At 69.2% G+C, this 16,432-nt stretch carries 18 protein-coding genes; 7 read left to right on the top strand and 11 right to left on the bottom strand.

The annotated features are described in order from the left end of the window. Positions 1 to 26 precede the first annotated feature (26 nt). The gene (locus H8B22_RS14090; RefSeq protein WP_187712017.1) at positions 27 to 1,232 is read left to right on the top strand and encodes a BaiN/RdsA family NAD(P)/FAD-dependent oxidoreductase; all 1,206 of its coding nucleotides are present in this window, start codon (positions 27 to 29) and stop codon (positions 1,230 to 1,232) included. 6 nt (positions 1,233 to 1,238) lie between these two features. Here the strand turns inward: H8B22_RS14090 and H8B22_RS14085 are convergent, their stop codons facing one another. The 4 genes from H8B22_RS14085 to H8B22_RS14070 all read right to left on the bottom strand — a co-directional run bounded on the left by H8B22_RS14085 (position 1,239) and on the right by H8B22_RS14070 (position 3,607). Next, positions 1,239 to 1,841: an HD domain-containing protein gene (locus H8B22_RS14085; protein ID WP_187712016.1), complete on the bottom strand. Its 603-nt coding sequence runs from the start codon at positions 1,839 to 1,841 to the stop codon at positions 1,239 to 1,241. A gap of 24 nt (positions 1,842 to 1,865) precedes the next feature. Continuing rightward, on the bottom strand, positions 1,866 to 2,345 hold the full coding sequence (locus tag H8B22_RS14080; protein ID WP_187712015.1) for a YbhB/YbcL family Raf kinase inhibitor-like protein: 480 nt from the start codon (positions 2,343 to 2,345) through the stop codon (positions 1,866 to 1,868). Between the two features lie 170 nt (positions 2,346 to 2,515). Beyond that, complete coding sequence (locus H8B22_RS14075; RefSeq protein ID WP_187712014.1) at positions 2,516 to 3,301, bottom strand: fused MFS/spermidine synthase; 786 nt, start codon at positions 3,299 to 3,301, stop codon at positions 2,516 to 2,518. 39 nt (positions 3,302 to 3,340) lie between these two features. Then, positions 3,341 to 3,607 carry a DksA/TraR family C4-type zinc finger protein gene (locus tag H8B22_RS14070; protein ID WP_187712013.1) on the bottom strand — a complete coding sequence of 89 codons (267 nt, stop codon included), beginning with the start codon at positions 3,605 to 3,607 and terminating at the stop codon, positions 3,341 to 3,343. Positions 3,608 to 3,907: 300 nt separating this feature from the next. On the opposite strand from H8B22_RS14070, the gene H8B22_RS14065 reads away from it, so the two are divergent. Beyond that, positions 3,908 to 5,020 carry a hypothetical protein gene (locus H8B22_RS14065; protein ID WP_187712012.1) on the top strand — a complete coding sequence of 371 codons (1,113 nt, stop codon included), beginning with the start codon at positions 3,908 to 3,910 and terminating at the stop codon, positions 5,018 to 5,020. A 121-nt stretch (positions 5,021 to 5,141) separates the two neighbouring features. Next, the gene (locus H8B22_RS14060) at positions 5,142 to 6,218 is read left to right on the top strand and encodes a tetratricopeptide repeat protein (protein WP_187712011.1); all 1,077 of its coding nucleotides are present in this window, start codon (positions 5,142 to 5,144) and stop codon (positions 6,216 to 6,218) included. Between the two features lie 6 nt (positions 6,219 to 6,224). Here the strand turns inward: H8B22_RS14060 and H8B22_RS14055 are convergent, their stop codons facing one another. The 6 genes from H8B22_RS14055 to H8B22_RS14030 all read right to left on the bottom strand — a co-directional run bounded on the left by H8B22_RS14055 (position 6,225) and on the right by H8B22_RS14030 (position 11,866). Beyond that, a complete protein-coding gene (locus tag H8B22_RS14055) occupies positions 6,225 to 6,383 on the bottom strand; it encodes a hypothetical protein (protein WP_187712010.1) in 159 nt (52 codons plus the stop codon). A gap of 231 nt (positions 6,384 to 6,614) precedes the next feature. Next, complete coding sequence (locus H8B22_RS14050) at positions 6,615 to 7,085, bottom strand: PaaI family thioesterase (RefSeq protein ID WP_208456903.1); 471 nt, start codon at positions 7,083 to 7,085, stop codon at positions 6,615 to 6,617. Between the two features lie 87 nt (positions 7,086 to 7,172). Then, a complete protein-coding gene (locus H8B22_RS14045) occupies positions 7,173 to 7,550 on the bottom strand; it encodes a YciI family protein (protein ID WP_187712009.1) in 378 nt (125 codons plus the stop codon). A gap of 154 nt (positions 7,551 to 7,704) precedes the next feature. Then, positions 7,705 to 9,117: a pyridoxal phosphate-dependent decarboxylase family protein gene (locus H8B22_RS14040; protein ID WP_187712008.1), complete on the bottom strand. Its 1,413-nt coding sequence runs from the start codon at positions 9,115 to 9,117 to the stop codon at positions 7,705 to 7,707. A 94-nt stretch (positions 9,118 to 9,211) separates the two neighbouring features. Next, complete coding sequence (locus tag H8B22_RS14035) at positions 9,212 to 11,191, bottom strand: sensor domain-containing diguanylate cyclase (protein WP_187712007.1); 1,980 nt, start codon at positions 11,189 to 11,191, stop codon at positions 9,212 to 9,214. A 171-nt stretch (positions 11,192 to 11,362) separates the two neighbouring features. Continuing rightward, positions 11,363 to 11,866, bottom strand: coding sequence for a GNAT family N-acetyltransferase (locus H8B22_RS14030; RefSeq protein ID WP_187712006.1), 504 nt, complete (start codon positions 11,864 to 11,866; stop codon positions 11,363 to 11,365). A 194-nt stretch (positions 11,867 to 12,060) separates the two neighbouring features. Between H8B22_RS14030 and H8B22_RS14025 the strand changes: the two genes are divergently transcribed. Together H8B22_RS14025 and H8B22_RS14020 are read left to right on the top strand one after the other, a co-directional pair. After that, positions 12,061 to 12,603 carry a peroxiredoxin gene (locus tag H8B22_RS14025; protein WP_187712005.1) on the top strand — a complete coding sequence of 181 codons (543 nt, stop codon included), beginning with the start codon at positions 12,061 to 12,063 and terminating at the stop codon, positions 12,601 to 12,603. Between the two features lie 114 nt (positions 12,604 to 12,717). After that, complete coding sequence (locus H8B22_RS14020; RefSeq protein ID WP_187712004.1) at positions 12,718 to 13,374, top strand: glutathione S-transferase family protein; 657 nt, start codon at positions 12,718 to 12,720, stop codon at positions 13,372 to 13,374. 79 nt (positions 13,375 to 13,453) lie between these two features. Here H8B22_RS14020 and H8B22_RS14015 read toward each other — a convergent pair whose 3' ends face one another. Beyond that, on the bottom strand, positions 13,454 to 15,511 hold the full coding sequence (locus H8B22_RS14015; protein ID WP_187712003.1) for a M13 family metallopeptidase: 2,058 nt from the start codon (positions 15,509 to 15,511) through the stop codon (positions 13,454 to 13,456). Positions 15,512 to 15,719: 208 nt separating this feature from the next. Here H8B22_RS14015 and H8B22_RS14010 point away from each other — a divergent pair, with 208 nt between their 5' ends. Both H8B22_RS14010 and H8B22_RS14005 read left to right on the top strand, forming a co-directional pair. Next, on the top strand, positions 15,720 to 15,935 hold the full coding sequence (locus H8B22_RS14010; protein ID WP_187712002.1) for a hypothetical protein: 216 nt from the start codon (positions 15,720 to 15,722) through the stop codon (positions 15,933 to 15,935). A 133-nt stretch (positions 15,936 to 16,068) separates the two neighbouring features. After that, positions 16,069 to 16,374 carry a PilZ domain-containing protein gene (locus H8B22_RS14005; protein ID WP_187712001.1) on the top strand — a complete coding sequence of 102 codons (306 nt, stop codon included), beginning with the start codon at positions 16,069 to 16,071 and terminating at the stop codon, positions 16,372 to 16,374. Positions 16,375 to 16,432 lie beyond the last annotated feature (58 nt).

Here is a 16,432-nt window from a genome sequence, read left to right as displayed (position 1 = left end):
GCAGGTCGTTTCCCGCATCGACCTGCATGACCGCCCACGTTCCTGCCAACGCCGCCACCGTCGACGTCCTCATTATCGGTGGCGGCGCGGCCGGCCTGATGTGCGCGATCAGCGCGGGCCAGCTGGGCAAGCGCGTCGTGGTGATCGAACACGCCAATCGCGTCGGCAAGAAAATCCTCATGTCCGGCGGCGGGCGCTGCAACTTCACCAACACGGGCGCGACGCCGGCCAACTACCTGTCGGCGAACCCGCACTTCTGCAAGTCCGCCCTCGCCCGCTACACGCCGGCGCACTTCATCGAGATGGTCGAACGCCATCGCATCGCCTACCACGAGAAGGAGCTCGGCCAGCTGTTCTGCGACGAGTCGTCCAAGCTGATCGTGAAGATGCTGCTGGACGAATGCGCCGCGGCCGGCGTGCGCGTCGAGACCTCATGCAGCATCGAGCGCGTGGTCCACGCCGATGGCGGCAGCTTCCACCTGCATACGACCCGGGGCGTGTTCACCGCACCCGCGCTGGTGGTGGCGAGCGGTGGCCTGTCGATCCCCAGCATGGGCGCGAGCGGTTTCGGTTACGAGCTGGCGCGCCAGTTCGGGCACGCACTGCTGCCGACGCGCGCGGGGCTGGTGCCGCTCACGCTCAGCGGCAAGCACCAGGAGCGGCTGCAGGACCTCAGCGGCGTCGCCTTCCCGGTGGAGGCGCGCTGCAACCGCAAGTCGTTCTCCAACTACCTGCTGGTCACCCACCGCGGCGTGAGCGGGCCGGCGATCCTGCAGATCTCCTCGTTCTGGCAACCCGGCGACGACCTGCGCCTGGACCTGTTGCCGGGCATGGATGCGATCGAAACGCTGCAACGCCTGCGCCACGAACGCCCCGCCGCCGAACTCAAGACCGTGCTCGGCGACCTGCTGCCCAAGCGCTTCGCCCAGCGCCTGTGCGAGCACTGGCTGCCGAACCGGCCGATGAAGCAGTTCAACGAACCGCAGTTGCGCGAGATGGCCGGCCTGCTCGAGTCGTTCCCGCTCGTCGCCAGCGGCACCGAGGGCTATCGCACGGCCGAGGTCACGCTCGGCGGCGTCGATACCGACGGCGTGTCTTCGTCCACCCTGCAATCCAAGCAGGTGCCGGGCCTGTATTTCATCGGCGAAGTGCTCGACGTCACCGGCTGGCTGGGCGGCTACAACTTCCAGTGGGCCTGGGCGTCCGGCCACGCCGCGGGCCAGGCGGCCTGAGCGCGCTCAGCGCTTTTCGGTGACCGCGCGGCGCAGGTTGATCCGCGCCTGCGCATCCAGGCGCTGGTGGAACCAGTCGCTGAGGAAGATGCGCTCCTTGCCCAGCAGGGCCTTGAGGAAACGGCGGCGGTTGAGCTTGAACAACCACGCCGGCACGTGGCCGCGGTATTCGGCCGCGATGCCGCGGTCGTAGGCGGAAAACACCGTGGGCTCCGCGGCGAGGATGGCCATGTCGCAATCGAGGAACAGTGCGGCATCGCGGTCCACGTCCTGCGGCTGCAGGCTGCCGTGGCGCGCAGTGAGGTTGATGAGTTCGGCCACGCGGGCGGCATCGATGTCCTGCCCCGGCCACCAGCGGTCGATGTGTTCGACCGCCAACTGCGCCGAACGCGCCTCGTTGTCCTTGCGCCCGGCTTCGTAGATCGCGTCGTGGTACAGCACCGCGAGGCGCACTTCCTCCGCTTGCTCCCAGCCGGGACCGTCGGCGACGTCCCGGTAATGCCGCAGCACTTCCTCGACATGCGAAAAGTTGTGGTACGCGCGCGGCGGCGTGGCATACGCCGCCTGCAAGGCGGCGAGTTGTTCGGCGGGAAGCGGCAGTGGTGGCATTCGAAAAATCAGTGAGGATGGGGTTCAGCGCGCCGGGCGCTGGTAGGTGCCGATGAGCTCGGCCTGCGCCAGCACATGCCCGTCCATCGCCTTGAGCAGCGCGGCCTTGTCGGGCTGGTGCAGGTCCGGCAGTTCCACGTCGAGCGCATACAGCTTGTGGAAGTAGCGGTGCCGCCCGATCGGCGGGCACGGCCCGCCGTAGCCCGGGCGCTGCCAGTCGTTGCGACCTGCGCGGGTGCCGGCGGGAAGCTGCGCAGCCTGCACGCCCTCCGGCAATCCCGGCGCCGCGACCGGCAGGTTGTAGAGCAGCCAGTGCACCCAGGTGCGCTGCGGTGCAGCCGGATCGGGCGCATCGGGATCGTCGACGATCAGCACCAGGCTGCGCGCGTTCGCCGGCACGCCGGACCAGGCGAGTGCCGGCGACACATCGTGGCCGTCGCAGGTGTGGACAGAGGGAATGGCGCCGTTGCTGGCAAAGGCCGGCGATTCGAGTTGCATGGACATGGCGGGCGTCCTCGGTTCGCTGCAGGCGGCCGTGGCAGTGGCGAGCGCCAGCACGAGCGTCAGCGCGCCGCGGGAAGAACTGCCACTCGAACACAGATGCATGGCCGCTCGCCTCGGGGAGTACCGCATTCTATGCCCGCCGCCGCGCACGAGCGGTCAAGCCGCATCGCTCATCCGGTGCGTTGTGCACGCAAGGCGGAGCCCACGGTCGCGAACACGGCCGCGAGATCCTGCTGCGCCGTCGCCGACAGCGACATCGCCTGCGCGGTGGCGGCATCGCCGCGCCAGGCGAAGGCGACGCGGTTGCTCTGGCGTGTCTCCTCGACCACCAGCACGCGCTCGGCGCCGAACGCCTGCTGCAACCGTTCGACATGCATCGCGGCGTCGCGGCAGTAGAGGTTGGTCGCCATTGCCCCCGCCGTGGTCAGCGCGTCGCGGCAATCGTCGTAGAACGCCTGCGTGGACAGCGCGGCGGGAATGCCGGTTTCGTCGTAGGCGTCGACCAGCAGCAGGTCGTAACGGCCGCGGCGTTCGTGCAGGAACCGCGCACCGTCGTCCAGGTGCACCTGGAACCGCGCGTCGTCGTCCGGCACCTGGAACCGGCGCCGCAGCGCCAGCACGTGAGGGTTGTTCTCGACCACCTCGATGCGGGCGTCGGGCAGGTGGCGGAAGCAGTACTTCGCCTGCGACCCGCCGCCGAGCCCGACCAGGCCGACCCGTCGCGGCTGCGGCACGAACAGGAGCGCACCGAGCATGGTGCGGGTGTAATCGACCAGCAGTCGCTGCGGATCGGCCGCCACCATCGCGCTCTGCGACACGCCATGGGCGAACTGCAGTTCCAGGGTGTGCTTCAGCCGGCGAAGCCGTGGCTTGCGCAGGTGCGGCGGCACCTCCGTGCGGCGCGCGCCTAACCACTTCGCCAGCCATGCGCGCCAGCGCTCGACGATCGATTCCATGCAGGGGCTCCGCCTCGTGGTACTGCCTGGTGGAGCGGCTTAGCGGAGCTGGCTGTCCTTGCTGCCGCGGCGGTTGTAGCCGGCGGCGCCGGCCTGCTCGCGGTCGCGGATTTCCTGGCACGCGATGCACAGGCGGACGCCGGGCACCGCCTTGCGGCGCGCCTCGGGAATCTCGGCATCGCATTCCTCGCAATGGCTCAGCCCCGGCCCGGTCGGCAACTGACTGCGGGCACGCTTGATCGCGTCCTTCACGGTCGCGTCGATCTGGTCCTGCACGGCGCCATCGCCGGCCCAGCCAGTGGCCATGGAAGTTCTCCAGAACAGCTGTGTGACAAGGATAGCGGCTGCGCCGCGAAACCTCACGGCGGCGAACGCGCGCGATTGACCGCGCCATAACATCCGCCGCGCTAGCCTCGGCACGGCTGGGACATACGACGGACCGAGGACCGTCGCATCCCGGCACGGAAGGCTCAGCCGCGAGATTCATCTCTCGTTCGCCGCTGGGCCTTCTTGTTTATGGGGATGACCCGGCGGAATGAAAAGAGCGCGTAACGTCTCCGTAACGGCAGCCGGCTTCCACTGGCGGCGCCCGCCATCGGAGGCTCCATGCCCGCATCGCTGCACATACGCTCCGGCGCCCTGGTCGCGCATCGCCTGCTGGATGTCGCCAACGAGATCGACCTCGCCCGCGCCGAAGCGTTGTGGCTCGCCCACCAGGGCCAGGCCGGCCGGCGCACGCGGCTGGCCACGGCGACCGCCAACGAACTGACTTTCGGCGTGCCGCCGACCCTGCTGCGCCTGCCCTCGGCGCGGATCGAACTCGACGGCATCGCGGCGGACGCGGAACTGAGCGTGCGCGTCTACGACTTCGGCGCGATCGTGATCGCGCTGCGCATCCCGGCCGCCGAATTGTCGTGGTCCGAATTCACCCGCCAGTTCAATGCGCTGGATCGCGCCACGCCGGAAGGCTCGCCGGTCTGGCGCGACGCGTTGCGCACGGTGCTCGACGTGATCGGCCCGGCCCTGCACCGGCCCGCGGCGCAGCACCTGGAGGAGGACTACCTGTTCGCGGTCGTGCACGCCTTCACCGAGCCGATGACCGGCGTGCGCATCCGCGAGCAGGCCGATATCGCCGCGCTGCTGTCCGGCGAAACGCGGCGACTGTCGGCGCAGGAAGCGGCGGCGATCACCGAGCAGGCGTATTCCTACTTCGAGGACGACCTGGTCGTGCTGACCTGGGACCGCGCGTTCGTGTACGAGCCGCGGCGCGACTCCGACGTGATCGACATCATCGAGGTCGCCAACGCGCAGTTGCTGGAGATGCGCTACTACGACGAGCTGCTGGATGCCGAACTGGTGTCCATGTACGACCTGGTGGCGAACGCCAGCGGCGGCCTGTCGCTGCTGGCCTCGCGGCGCGCGGCGCGGCTGGCGCGGCGGCTGTACGGCCTGGTCGCGGAAGTCACGCAGCTGACCGAGCGGGTGGAAAACTCGCTGCAGGTCACCGAGGACGTGTACCTCGCCCGGATCTACGGGGCGGCGCTGGAGCTGTTCCGCGTGCCGCGCCTGAGCGCCGCCGTCGACCGCAAGCTGGCGATCATCCGCGACACCTACACCGCGCTGTACGACGAAGCCTCCAGCCGCCGGGCGGAGCTGCTGGAACTGGCCATCGTGCTGCTGATCGTGTTCGAGATCGTGCTGGCGCTGGCCGCGCCCTGAGGCCGCAACTCCCGCCACGCCTGCCGCCAACAAAGGAATGGCGGCGCGCACGCCGGCTTAAGGCGCCGGGACTACACTGGCTGCAGGCCACTTTGCCGCTGCATGCGCGTGGAGGTCTGCCATGTACGCCCTGTTCCTTGCGGCCGCGCTGTCGCTCGCGAGTCCCGGCGGCGACGTGACTACCACCCCGACCGCCCTGCCCCCACCCGCCGCCGTGTTGGCGCTGCCGCCCGGACTGCGCCAGCGCCTGCATGCCGAGGTGTTGTCGACGCCGGCGTCCGAAGCCCAGCGCCTCGAGCAACTGCTGCACTTCATGCTGGACGCGGACGCGCTCGGCATCACCTACGATGAAGGCGCGACCTATTCGGTCGGCGAGACCTGGGTGCAGCACCGCGCCAACTGCCTGTCGTTCACCCTGCTCTTCCTGGCCCTCGCCCGCGAAGCGGGCCTGCAGGCGCAGCCGCAGGAGATCCGCAACACGCTGTCGTGGCGGCAGGAAGCCGGCACGATCTACCGCAACAACCACGTCAACGTCCGCGTCCGCATCAACGGCCGCCAGCTGGCGATCGATACCTCGGGCGACACGCTGATCGCGGTCGACCGTCCCGTCGTGATCAGCGAACGCCGCCTGCTCGCCCACTACTACAACAACCTCGCCATGCAGGAGCTCGAACGGCAGAACCCCGCCGGCGGCCTGCAGCTGATGGCGATGGCGCTGGACGAGGATCCAACGTACGCGGCGCTGTGGAGCAACGCCGGCGTGCTGCACGTGCGCATGGGCGACCTCGACGGCGCCGAACGCGCCTACCAGCGCGCACTGGTACTGGATCCGGAGGAAGACGGCGCCCTGTTCAACATGATCGGCTTGAGCATGCGCCGGGGCGACGCGAAGCGCGAGAACGACTTCCGGCGGCGACTGGCACGCGTGCAGCAGCGCGATCCGCTGCATCAATTCATGCTGGCCATCGACGCCGAACGCAACGGCGCCTATGGCGAGGCGATCGTCCATTACCGGCAGGCGATCCGCCTGCAGCCGGACGAGCATCGCTTCCACTCGGCGCTGGCGCGCGCCTACCTTAAGGACGGCGATCCGCGGCGTGCCGGGAAGGCCCTCAAGCGCGCGCAGGCACTCAGCGACGGCGCCGTGCGCGCGGCCTACCGCGCGCAGCTGCAGGACCTGCAGCAGTCGTCGAACTGAGCGCGGTCAGGTGCGCGGTCGCAGCGGCCGCAGGCTGCGCACCACGCCGGCGACGATCACGCCCGCAAGCAGCGGCAGCGGTTCGAAATGGCCGGTAACGGCAGTGGTGACAGCGCCGATCAGGCCGGCGAGGATCAGGACGACAAGCAGATCGAGACGAAGCACGGGCAATTCCGGAGCGGCGGTCAGGACGGAGAGCGATCGCAGGCGTCCGGCGCCGAATCGTCGTCCCACGCTCTGATGTCCATGTGGACCCCTGCTTGCGCTGCAGTCTAGGCGTGATCGTCGCGTGAAGGATGAACAGGCCGCAGCCTGCGGTGGCGCGACTTCGCGGGTCGATGGAATGCCCGTTCAGCGATGCAGCGCGGCCATCCGGGCGAGATCCCCGGGGCCGGATCACCCGGGCAGGAACTTCGCCACGCCCAGGCGCAGGCCCTTGCCCGGCAGCGCCATCAGTGTCGAGGTTCCGTGCGCGACCAGTTCGTCCTGCGCGTCGAACACGCTGGCTTCGGTGTAGCTCAATTGCTTGCCCGCGCGCAGGCAACGGCCCTCGGTGCGCAGGTGGCCGCGGGTGACGGCCTTGAGGTAGTTGAGTTTCAGGTCGACGTTCACCAGCCCGGCGTCTTCCGGCAGGCGCATGAAGCCGGCCCAGAACGTCGCCGTGTCGATCAGCGTGGCCAGCACGCCACCGTGCACGATGCCGAACGGCTGCAGGTGGCGCTCGCCCAGTTCAAGCCCGATGCGGCAGCGGTCGAATTCCAGCGCATCGATGGTCATGCCGATCAGGTGCGGATACGGCGCGGCGTGCACCTGTTCGCGGATGGCCTGCACGTAGGCGGGATTGGGCGTCATGGAACTGGTGGCCATGCAGCGGAACCGGAGCCGGAGGAAATCGCAGCCTAGCAGCACGACTCCCCGGCGGCTCCAGATCGCGCCGATTCGCGCAGGCGCAGCTCAGGCCGTGGCGCAGCGCATGTTCTCGAAGTCGGGCTCCTCGAGCTGGCGGACTTCGCACTCGATCTCCCACTCGGTGCCGTGCACCAGCAGGAAGCGCTCGGTCAGCGCGATCGCCTCTGCCAGCGAATCGGCCTTGAGCATGGCGTAGCCGCCGACCACTTCCTTGCTTTCGGCGAACGGACCGTCGACCACGCTGGTCTTGCCGTTGCGCAGCCGGACGCGCACGCCCTCCGTCGTGGGACGCAAGCCAGCCGTGTCGAGCAGGACGCCGGCCCTGGTCATCTCGTCGATCAGGCGGCCCATGTCCGCCATGAGCTGCTCGCTGGGCTGCTGGGTGTTGCCCTGCTTGATCCGGACCATGGAAAGAAAGCGCATGGGGTGACTCCTTCGTTGGTGAACCCTGATTGGGCGGGACAGGCGGTTTGCCTGCCCTTGCCTAGGCGACGAACGAGGCCGGCCCGGATCGACACGGTTCCTGGAATTTCTTTCCGCCGCCCGGCCGTGCGGGCAGCCGCGGCGCGGGCGCCGGCTACTTCGCGGCGCGCACGGCGCGATAGACCCGCAGGATCGCGTCCACGCTGCGTGCGGCATCGTCTTCGGAGGTAGCCCAGTTGGACACCGAAATGCGCATCGCGCCCAGGCCGTGCCAGGTGGTACCGCTCAGCCAGCAGGTGCCTTCGGCCTGGACTCCGGACACGACCGCACGCGTGATGTCATCGTCGTCGCCGAAGCGCACCAGCACCTGGTTCAGCACCACGTCGTTGAGGATGCGCACGCCCGGCTCCGCGCCGAGCGCCGCGGCCATCCGGCGCGCGCGGTCGCAGCAGCGATCGACCAGCGCGGCGACGCCGTCCCGCCCGAGCGTGCGCAGCGTCGCGTACACCGGCACCCCGCGCGCGCGGCGCGAGAACTCCGGCACCCAGTCGACCGCGTCGCGTTCGAGGCCACCGGTCTGGATCAGGTAGGCGGCCACGGACGTCATCGCCGTGCGGTGGTCCTGCGCGCTGCGGACGATGGCGACGCCGCAGTCGTAGGGCACGTTGAGCCACTTGTGCGCATCGGTGGCCCACGAATCGGCCAGCTCGATGCCATCGGCCGCGGCACGCAAGGATTCGCTCGCCCGCGCCCACAGGCCGAAGGCGCCGTCCACGTGCAGCCATGCGCCGTGGGTGCGCGTGATTTCGCCGATCTCGCGCAACGGGTCGAAGGCGCCGGTATTCACGTTGCCCGCCTGCGCGCAGACAATCACCGGGCCTTCCAGGGTTTCGAGCACCTCGCGCAGGCGCCCCGGCAGCATGCGTCCCTGCGCATCGGACTCGACGCGATGCAGTGCGCGCGTGCCGAAGCCCAGGTAGCGCATCGCCACGTCGATGGTGATGTGCGACTCCGCCGACGCGACGACGTGCACGCGCGGCGCGCCGTACAGGCCCTCGGTCTCGACGTCCCACCCGGCCTGGCGCAATACGCCGTGGCGCGCGGCCGCCAGGCAGGTGAAGTTCGCCATCTGGCAACCGGTGACGAAACCGACGCCCGATTCGCGCGGCAGGTCGAACAGTTCCAGCAACCACTGCGCGGCGATCTCTTCCGCAGCGGCCGCCAACGGCGAGATCACATGGATGCCGGCGTTCTGGTCCCACGCCGACACCATCCAGTCCGCGGCCAGCGCCACCGGATAGGAACCGCCGATCACGAAGCCGAAGTAGCGCGGCGATGCGCAGGCCGAGGTGCCCTGCGGCGCCTGCGCCGCGAGCAGGTCCAGCACCGCCGCGGCGTCCTCGCCGTGCGCCGGCAGCGGCGCGCGCAGGGCCGCCATCAGTTCCTCGCGGCCGAGTTGCGCGCCGACGTGGCGTTGCGGCAGTGCGCGCAGGTACGCGCCGGCATGCGCGTGCGCCCGGTCGAGGCAGCGCGTGAACTCGTCGACATCGAAACGATCGTGGCTCATGGACACCCCCGAAGGCTGCAGGCCGGAACGCGAGTGTGCCCCTTTCCCGCGCCGCCATGCAGTGCCGGGTGGCGGCAGAGCGAAGTTGCCCCGCCTAGCTGCGGCGCGCCCGCTTCGCCGCGTACATGGCCTCATCGGCGCGCGCCAAGGTGCTGGCCAGCGACTCGCCGCCCTCGCGCAACGCGCTGCCCAGCGAGAAACGGCACGCGGCCGACGGCGCGTGCTGGTGCAGGCGTTCGGTCACGCCTTCGAGCGCCGCAGGCGTCGCGTCCGGCAGCAGCACGACGAACTCGTCGCCGCCCATGCGCACCAGCGAATCGTCGGCGCGGACGTGTTCGCCGATGAATTGCGCCATGCTGACCAGCACGGTGTCGCCATGCTCGTGGCCGCGGAAATCGTTGATCTGCTTGAAGCCGTCCAGGTCGATGGCGATCACGCCCCAGCCGCGACCGGCGGCGGACGCCTCGAAGCGGTCGACTTCGCGCCGGTTGAAGGCGCCGGTCAGCACGTCGCGCAGCCCCTGCTCGCGCAGCGCTTCCACCTGGCGCGCCTGTTCGGTGATCTCCACCGCCTGCCCGACCACGAACGGGCGCGCATCGCCGGGCTCGGTGCGGTTGCTGGCGAAGCGCCAGTTGCGCTGGCCGCCGTCGGCCGCGGGCACCACCAGCACGCCTTCGGCGGAGCCTTCGTCGGCGACCTTGGCCAGGTACGCCGCGACCTCGCCGGCGAGCGCCGCGGGCAGGAACTCCTGCAGCGGTTTCCCGGCCATGGCTTCGGCCGATCCACCGCCGAACGCCGTCGCGGTCGCCGGATTGGCCATGATGATGCGGCCCTCGATGTCGTGCAGGAGCACGCAGCCCTTGCTCATGTGCAGCAGGCTGGACGCCTGCGCTTCGCGCTCGTGCAACGCGGTCAGCGTGCTCTGCAGCCGCGCGTGCGCGCGCCGGACCTGCAGGTAGGAAACCAGGATCACCACCAGCACGGCGACGGTCAGCAACTCCAGCCACAGGATCAGGCGGTTGCGTTCGGCCAGGGCCTGCGCGCGCTGGCGCGAGAGTTCCGCCTCGCGCTGCAGGTGCGCCACGCTCTGCTCCTGCTGCGCGTACTTCAGGCGTGCGTCGAAGTCGTCGGCGGACTGCGCGCGATCCGCCTTCTCCACCTCGGCGGACAGTTCGAACAGGCGTCGCAGCTGGCCGCCGGATTCGGTAGGCATGGCGCCGCTCGCCACCTCGGCCTGGATCTGGCTGCGCAGCACGCGCAGCTCGTCGCGCTTCAGGTCGAGCGCGCGGAACGAGGCCACCGCTTCGGCGTACTGCTGGCGCGCCCCGATCCAGTCCTGCGCATCGTAGGCGGCGTTGCCCAGCACCTCGCGGCCGAGGCCGGCCAGCTGCGAGTTCACCAGTTCGCGCCCGAGGCCGAGCACGCGCTCGCCGTTCTGGCGCTGCGCGGCGATGTCGCCGGCGGCACGCGCCGCGCGCGCGGCTTCGAGCGCCATTTCCGCGGTGAGTTTCGGATCGTCGATGCCCGCCAGCACCGCCTGCCCGCGCCGCAGGGTTTCGCGCGCGTCGGCAATCTCGCCCATTTCGGTCTGCGCACGCGCGAGATTGCGCAGCAGCCGCGCCTGCATCGGGCGCGCGGGCGTGTCGTTGCCCAGCGCCTCCAGCCCGCGGCGGGCGTACTGCGCGGACATCGCATAGCGGCCCAGCGAATGGCTCATCGACGAGTAACCGAGCAGCACGTCGCCGCTCAGTTCGGGCTGCGGGTGCTGCTTGAGGCGTAGTTCCGCCTCGCCGAGCAAATCACTCGCGCGCGAATAATCCTTCAGCGCCGAATACGCGCGCGCCTCCGCCACCAGCCCGCGCAGTGCGACCACCGCATCGCCACCGGCTTCGGCCGCCTTGCGCGCGGCGATGCCGGCATCGCGCTGGCAGGGCCAGTCGGCCTTGACGCGGCAGGCATTGGCGCGGGCAAGCTGCAGCAAGGCTTCGCGCTGATGATCGTTGCGGGCGCGGGCCGTGGCCAGCTCGGTGGGCAGGATGCCCAGCACGCCGTCGGGATCGACCAGCGCGCGCATTTCCAACGGATCGTGCGGAAGCGTCGTGCGGGGGGCGGCGGGAGCGGCCTGCGCGACCGCGCACGCGAGAGCAAAGGCGAGCAGCCATACGGCAGCCGCGGACCTGGCACGGAAAGGGAATCCCATGCGGGCATGATGCCGACGCACGCGGGCCGCTTCAATTTCCCGCGTTCAGGTAAGCGACCCGTTGCCGTCAGCTGCGTCTCCCAGCGGCTTCTCGTACCGCCACACTTCGAGCGCGTAAGGCCCCTGCTCCGTCTCCACCGGAATGACCTCCGTCCCGATCCGGCGCCAGCCGCACTTCTCGTAGAACCGCGCCGCGCGATCATTGCCGATCGCACACGCCAGCCATGCCGTCGATACGCCCGCACGCGCCAGGCGCCGCTCCGCATCGGCCACCAGCGCGGCGGCCACGCCGGAGCCACGCGCGACTGCCGACACGAACAGCTGGTACAGCTCGTCCGCCTTGACGATGCAGAAACCAACCGGTTCGCCGTCCACCTCCGCGACGCGGGTCGCGCCCATGGCGGCCACGAGCCGGTCGCGGAAGCTGGCCAGCGTGCGCAGGCGCGCGAGCTCCGCGGGCAGGATCGCGGCATGCCCGTCCTGCCAGCCGTCGTACCAGATCCGGGCCAGGCGATCGATGTCTGCGGCTGCGGCATTGCGCAGGTTCATGGGTGCGTCTCCGTTTCGCGTATCCGCTTGTGCCACGCAGGCTGGGTTGGCTCCACCAACCCAGCGCAGCACATGCCGGCGATATCCGTTGGCGATGCCGGGTCGATGAAGCCAACCCAGCCTACGTCCTTCAGGCTACGTGCCGCATGCGCTTTTGGCGTATAAGGCACCCGTCCTTCCCGGAGTCAGCCCCCATGAAATCGATCAAGCTTGCCGTTGTTGGCGCCATTGCCGCCGTCGCGTTCGCCGCGCCCTCCCTCGCCGCACTGAAGGCCGGCGCCAAGGCCCCCGACTTCTCCGCATCGGCCTACCTCGCGGGCAAGCCCTTCACCTACAAGCTGTCCGACGCGCTGAAGAAGGGACCGGTCGTCGTCTACTTCTTCCCCGCCGCGCACACCCCGGGTTGCAACATCGAAGCGCGGCAGTTCTCCCAGGCCATCGACAAGTTCAAGGCGCAGGGCGCGACGGTGATCGGCATCACCGCCGGCAACGTGGACGAACTCGCGGATTTCTCCAGGGAAACCGAACACTGCGGCGGCAAGTTCCCGGTCGCCGCCGATCCCGGCGCGGCGATCGCCAAGCAGTACGACGCGATCCTGGACAAGAAGCCGGAATGGTCCAGCCGTACGTCCTACGTGATCGCGCGCAACGGCGCGATCGCGCACGCGTATTCCGACCTGAACCCCGCGCGGCACGTGCAGGAGACGCTCGCCGCGGTCAAGGCGCTGAAGAAGTAAGGCGATCCCGCGCATCGAAGGCCGCCGCGGCGGCCTTCGCGGCTTCGCTATGCCGCGTGTCGATCCGGCGCCTCCCCGTTCGTCGCCACTGCAACACCACCACGCGAAACCGCCATGACCGCACTGCGCCTGTACGCCCACCCGTTCTCGTCCTACAGCCAGAAGGCGCTGATCGCGCTGTACGAAAACGCGATCCCGTTCGACTACCGCAACCTCGACGAGGAGCAGCCGCGTGCGGAACTGGCCGCGCTGTGGCCGATGGGGCGCTTTCCGGTGCTGGTCGACGGCGAGCGCACGATCCTCGAGGCGACCTGCGTCATCGAGTACCTGCAGGTGCACCGTCCCGGGCCGGTGAAGCTCATCCCCGAAGACCCGGCGGCCGCGCTGGAAGTGCGCATGCTGGACCGCTTCTTCGACAACTACGTGTCCACGCCGCAGCAGAAGTTCGTGTTCGATCGCCTGCGCGCGGAAGGCGAGCGCGATCCCTACGGTGTCGGCGAAGCGCGCAAGATGCTGGAAACCGCCTACGCGTGGCTCGACGCGCACATGGCCGGGCGCGAATGGGCCGCGGGCACCGGCTTTTCCCTCGCCGACTGCGCGGCCGCGCCGTTCCTGTTCTACGCCGACTGGACGCACCGGATCGACCCGCGCTACGGCAACGTGCGTGCCTATCGCGAGCGCCTGCTCGCACGCCCGTCGTTCAAGCGTGCGGTGGACGAGGCCCGGCCGTACCGCAGCTACTTCCCGCTGGGCGCACCCGATCGCGACTGACTCCGCGCGGACACCACCGCATACGACAAGGCCCGCGATCGCGGGCCTTGTCTTTTACATCACGATGCCGATGGACGGATCACCAGATCCGCACGCGCTGCTCCGGCGCCAGGTACATCGCATCGCCCTGCTTCACGCCGAACGCCCGGTACCAGGGATCGAAGTTGCGCAGCGGACCGTTGGCGCGGTACTGCGACGGCGAATGCGGGTTGGTCTTGATCTGGTTGAGCAGCGCTTCGTCGCGGTACTTGCCCTTCCAGATCTGGCCCCACGACAGGAAGAAACGCTGGTCGCCGCCCAGGCCTTCGATCACCGGTGCCGGCTTGCCGTTCAAGCTGAGCTGGTAGGCGGTGTACGCCATCGACAGACCACCCAGATCGCCGATGTTCTCGCCCATGGTGAGCGAGCCGTTGACGCACTGGCCTTCCAGCGGGCAGAACGCGTCGTACTGCGCGCCCAGCAGCTTGGTGCGCTGCTCGAAGCCGGCGCGGTCGGCGTCGGTCCACCAGTTGCGCTGGATGCCGGCGTAGTCGGACTTGCTGCCCTGGTCGTCGAAGCCGTGGCCCATCTCGTGGCCGATCACCGCGCCGATGCCGCCGTAGTTCACCGCCGGATCGGCGTTGAGGTCGAAGAACGGCGCCTGCAGGATGGCCGCGGGGAACACGATCTCGTTGAAGGTCGAGTTGTAGTACGCGTTGACCGTCTGCGGCGTCATGCCCCACTCGTCGCGATCGGTGCGCTTGCCGATGCGCGACACCTGGTCGTTGCGGCCGTACTGGCGCAGCTGCATGACGTTCGCCACCAGGTCGCCCGGGACGATGGTCACGCTGGAGTAGTCGCGCCACTTGTCGGGATAGCCGACCTTGGGACGGAAGGACGCGAGCTTGCGGTAGGCCTCGGCCTTGGTCGCCGGCCCCATCCACTCGATCTTCTCGATGTTGCTGCGCAGGGCCTTGCGCAGGTTCTCGACCAGCGCCTGCATCGCGGCCTTGGACTGCGGCGAGAAATGGCGCTCGACATAGAGCTTGCCCATGGCATCGCCCAGGCCTTCCATGCCGGTGGTCAGCGCGACCGCGCGCTTCCAGTCGTCGCGCTGCGCCTTCTGCCCACCGAGCACGGTGCCGGTGAACGCAAAGGCCGCATCGTCGATCTCGCGGCTCAGCAGCGGCGCGTTGTTGCGCACGGCGTGGAAGGTCAGGTAGTCGCGCCATGCCGGCAGCGGCGTCTTCGCGACCACGTCGAGCACCGGTTGCACGGCGCTGGGCGTGACGACGTTGACGCGGTCGAGCGCGGGCATGCCCTGCACCTTCAGCTGCGCCGACCAGTCGTAGCCCGGGTACTGCTTCACGAACTCGGCGAAGGCGGAAGCGTTGTAGGTCTTGTCGCGGTTGCGCAGTTGCGCGCGCTCCCACTGCGGCTTGGCGAGTTCGGTCTCCAGCGCGAGCACCGCTTCGGCGCGCGCCTTCGCATCCTTGACGCCGGCGAAGCCGAGCATGCGCTGGATGTGATCGAGGTAGGCCGCGCGGATCTTGACGAAGCGTTCGTCGGCGTTGAGGTAGTAGTCCTTGTCCGGCAGGCCCAGGCCACCGACGCGCAGGCTGACCAGGTACTGGTCCGGGTCCTTGCGGTCGAGTTCGACGCCGAAGCGCACCGGCGTCGTCGTGCCGGACAGGTCGGCGTTGCCGAAGGCCGCGATGAGCGCGTCCTTCGACCGGATCGCCGCGATCCCGTCGAGCACCGGCTGCAGCGGCTTGATGCCGGCGGCATCACGCGCGGCGCGGTCCATGTAGCTGGCGTAATAGTCGCGCAGCTTCTGCGCCTCGCTGCCCGCGGCGAGGTCCTTGCGCTGCTGCAGCTCGGTGATGATCGCGTGCACCTGCGTTTCGGAGAGATCGCGCAGCTGGTTGAAGGAACCGTACGAGGTCTCGTAGTCCTTCAGCTGGTACGTGTCCAGCCAATGGCCGTTGACGTAGCGGTTGAAGTCCTGGCCCGGCTTGGCCGTGGTATCGCGCGCCGTCAGGTCGACCCCGAACGTGCCCAGGCGCGGCTTGGTGTCGACATCGGCGGCGTGCGCCATCGGTGCGCCGGCGAACACGACGGCGAGCGCCAGCCCGAGGCTGAGCGGTGAACGTTTCATGTGGAGTCCCCGTGGAAAGTCCGGGCAGCCTAGCCCAGTGCCGGGCCCCGGTCGTAGGCCGATGGTTGGGGGATGCCTTATGGATGCCCGGCGCTTTGCCGATCCTGCCCGAATCACCCCGACCTGACCCGTTCAGCCGCCAACATGCAGCCGCATTGCGTACGCGGCGACGCAGGCGTAGTGATTACGTCCCTGTCGGGGGTACCCCATGAACCTGCATCAGATCCCCAGCGTCGACGAAGTCCTGTTGAACGCCGTGCTCCGTGTCGCGCACGACGAATGCAGGCACGGCGAATGGCGCGACATCGAGCCTGCCCTGGCGGCCACCTGGGAACGCATGCGCAATCCGCAGGCACCGCACTGGGAGGATGTCGCCGATCGCGTGCGCAGCTGCTGCGAGGAGAACGGAATGCCGCTACGGTAGGCTTCACCCGCGCGGCTTGACGGAGACTGCCCCCGGGTGATGGCTGCAACGATGGGCGGCGACCAGTTCCGACGACTTGGCCCCCTTTTCCCCGCCGCGCCGTTGCTGATCGGTGTCCCACGAGGATTCCGCAATGGAAACCGAGAACCGCCGCCACCGCCGCCGCAACACCCTGATGGCGATCATGTTCACGCCGAACGGCGAGCGGCATAGCGCCTCGGTGCTCAACATGTCGGAAGGCGGCGCGCGCCTGTGCCTGCCCGAGGACGACTGGACCCCGACCGAAGGCGCGGCGCTGCGCATGTTCTTCGAACTCGACCCGGACCAGCCGATCGTCGTCCACGGCCTCGTGGTCCGCGTCGGCATCGACCACCTGGGCGTGCTGTTCGCACCGGCGCAGGAACAGCAGATCAACGAAGTGCTCAGCAGCCTGCGCTGAGGATTGATGCAGCGCGAGTCCGCCTCCATCTTGGAAGCCTCGCCGCCGCCGTATCGAA

The sequence above is a fragment of the Lysobacter terrestris genome (assembly GCF_014489475.1).
Lineage (GTDB): Bacteria > Pseudomonadota > Gammaproteobacteria > Xanthomonadales > Xanthomonadaceae > Agrilutibacter > Agrilutibacter terrestris.
Note: the sequence above shows the minus strand (reverse complement) of the source record. Positions and strands in the feature narration are given on the sequence as shown.

What these genes read in the sequence shown, in the direction of transcription:
- H8B22_RS14090 (WP_187712017.1), top strand. Translation starts at nt 27, where the DNA reads ATGACCGCCCACGTTCCTGCCAACGCCGCCACCGTCGACGTCCTCATT.
- H8B22_RS14085 (WP_187712016.1), bottom strand. Translation starts at nt 1,841, where the DNA reads ATGCCACCACTGCCGCTTCCCGCCGAACAACTCGCCGCCTTGCAGGCG.
- H8B22_RS14080 (WP_187712015.1), bottom strand. Translation starts at nt 2,345, where the DNA reads ATGTCCATGCAACTCGAATCGCCGGCCTTTGCCAGCAACGGCGCCATT.
- H8B22_RS14075 (WP_187712014.1), bottom strand. Translation starts at nt 3,301, where the DNA reads ATGGAATCGATCGTCGAGCGCTGGCGCGCATGGCTGGCGAAGTGGTTA.
- H8B22_RS14070 (WP_187712013.1), bottom strand. Translation starts at nt 3,607, where the DNA reads ATGGCCACTGGCTGGGCCGGCGATGGCGCCGTGCAGGACCAGATCGAC.
- H8B22_RS14065 (WP_187712012.1), top strand. Translation starts at nt 3,908, where the DNA reads ATGCCCGCATCGCTGCACATACGCTCCGGCGCCCTGGTCGCGCATCGC.
- H8B22_RS14060 (WP_187712011.1), top strand. Translation starts at nt 5,142, where the DNA reads ATGTACGCCCTGTTCCTTGCGGCCGCGCTGTCGCTCGCGAGTCCCGGC.
- H8B22_RS14050 (WP_208456903.1), bottom strand. Translation starts at nt 7,085, where the DNA reads ATGGCCACCAGTTCCATGACGCCCAATCCCGCCTACGTGCAGGCCATC.
- H8B22_RS14045 (WP_187712009.1), bottom strand. Translation starts at nt 7,550, where the DNA reads ATGCGCTTTCTTTCCATGGTCCGGATCAAGCAGGGCAACACCCAGCAG.
- H8B22_RS14040 (WP_187712008.1), bottom strand. Translation starts at nt 9,117, where the DNA reads ATGAGCCACGATCGTTTCGATGTCGACGAGTTCACGCGCTGCCTCGAC.
- H8B22_RS14035 (WP_187712007.1), bottom strand. Translation starts at nt 11,191, where the DNA reads ATGCGCGCGCTGGTCGATCCCGACGGCGTGCTGGGCATCCTGCCCACC.
- H8B22_RS14030 (WP_187712006.1), bottom strand. Translation starts at nt 11,866, where the DNA reads ATGAACCTGCGCAATGCCGCAGCCGCAGACATCGATCGCCTGGCCCGG.
- H8B22_RS14025 (WP_187712005.1), top strand. Translation starts at nt 12,061, where the DNA reads ATGAAATCGATCAAGCTTGCCGTTGTTGGCGCCATTGCCGCCGTCGCG.
- H8B22_RS14020 (WP_187712004.1), top strand. Translation starts at nt 12,718, where the DNA reads ATGACCGCACTGCGCCTGTACGCCCACCCGTTCTCGTCCTACAGCCAG.
- H8B22_RS14015 (WP_187712003.1), bottom strand. Translation starts at nt 15,511, where the DNA reads ATGAAACGTTCACCGCTCAGCCTCGGGCTGGCGCTCGCCGTCGTGTTC.
- H8B22_RS14010 (WP_187712002.1), top strand. Translation starts at nt 15,720, where the DNA reads ATGAACCTGCATCAGATCCCCAGCGTCGACGAAGTCCTGTTGAACGCC.
- H8B22_RS14005 (WP_187712001.1), top strand. Translation starts at nt 16,069, where the DNA reads ATGGAAACCGAGAACCGCCGCCACCGCCGCCGCAACACCCTGATGGCG.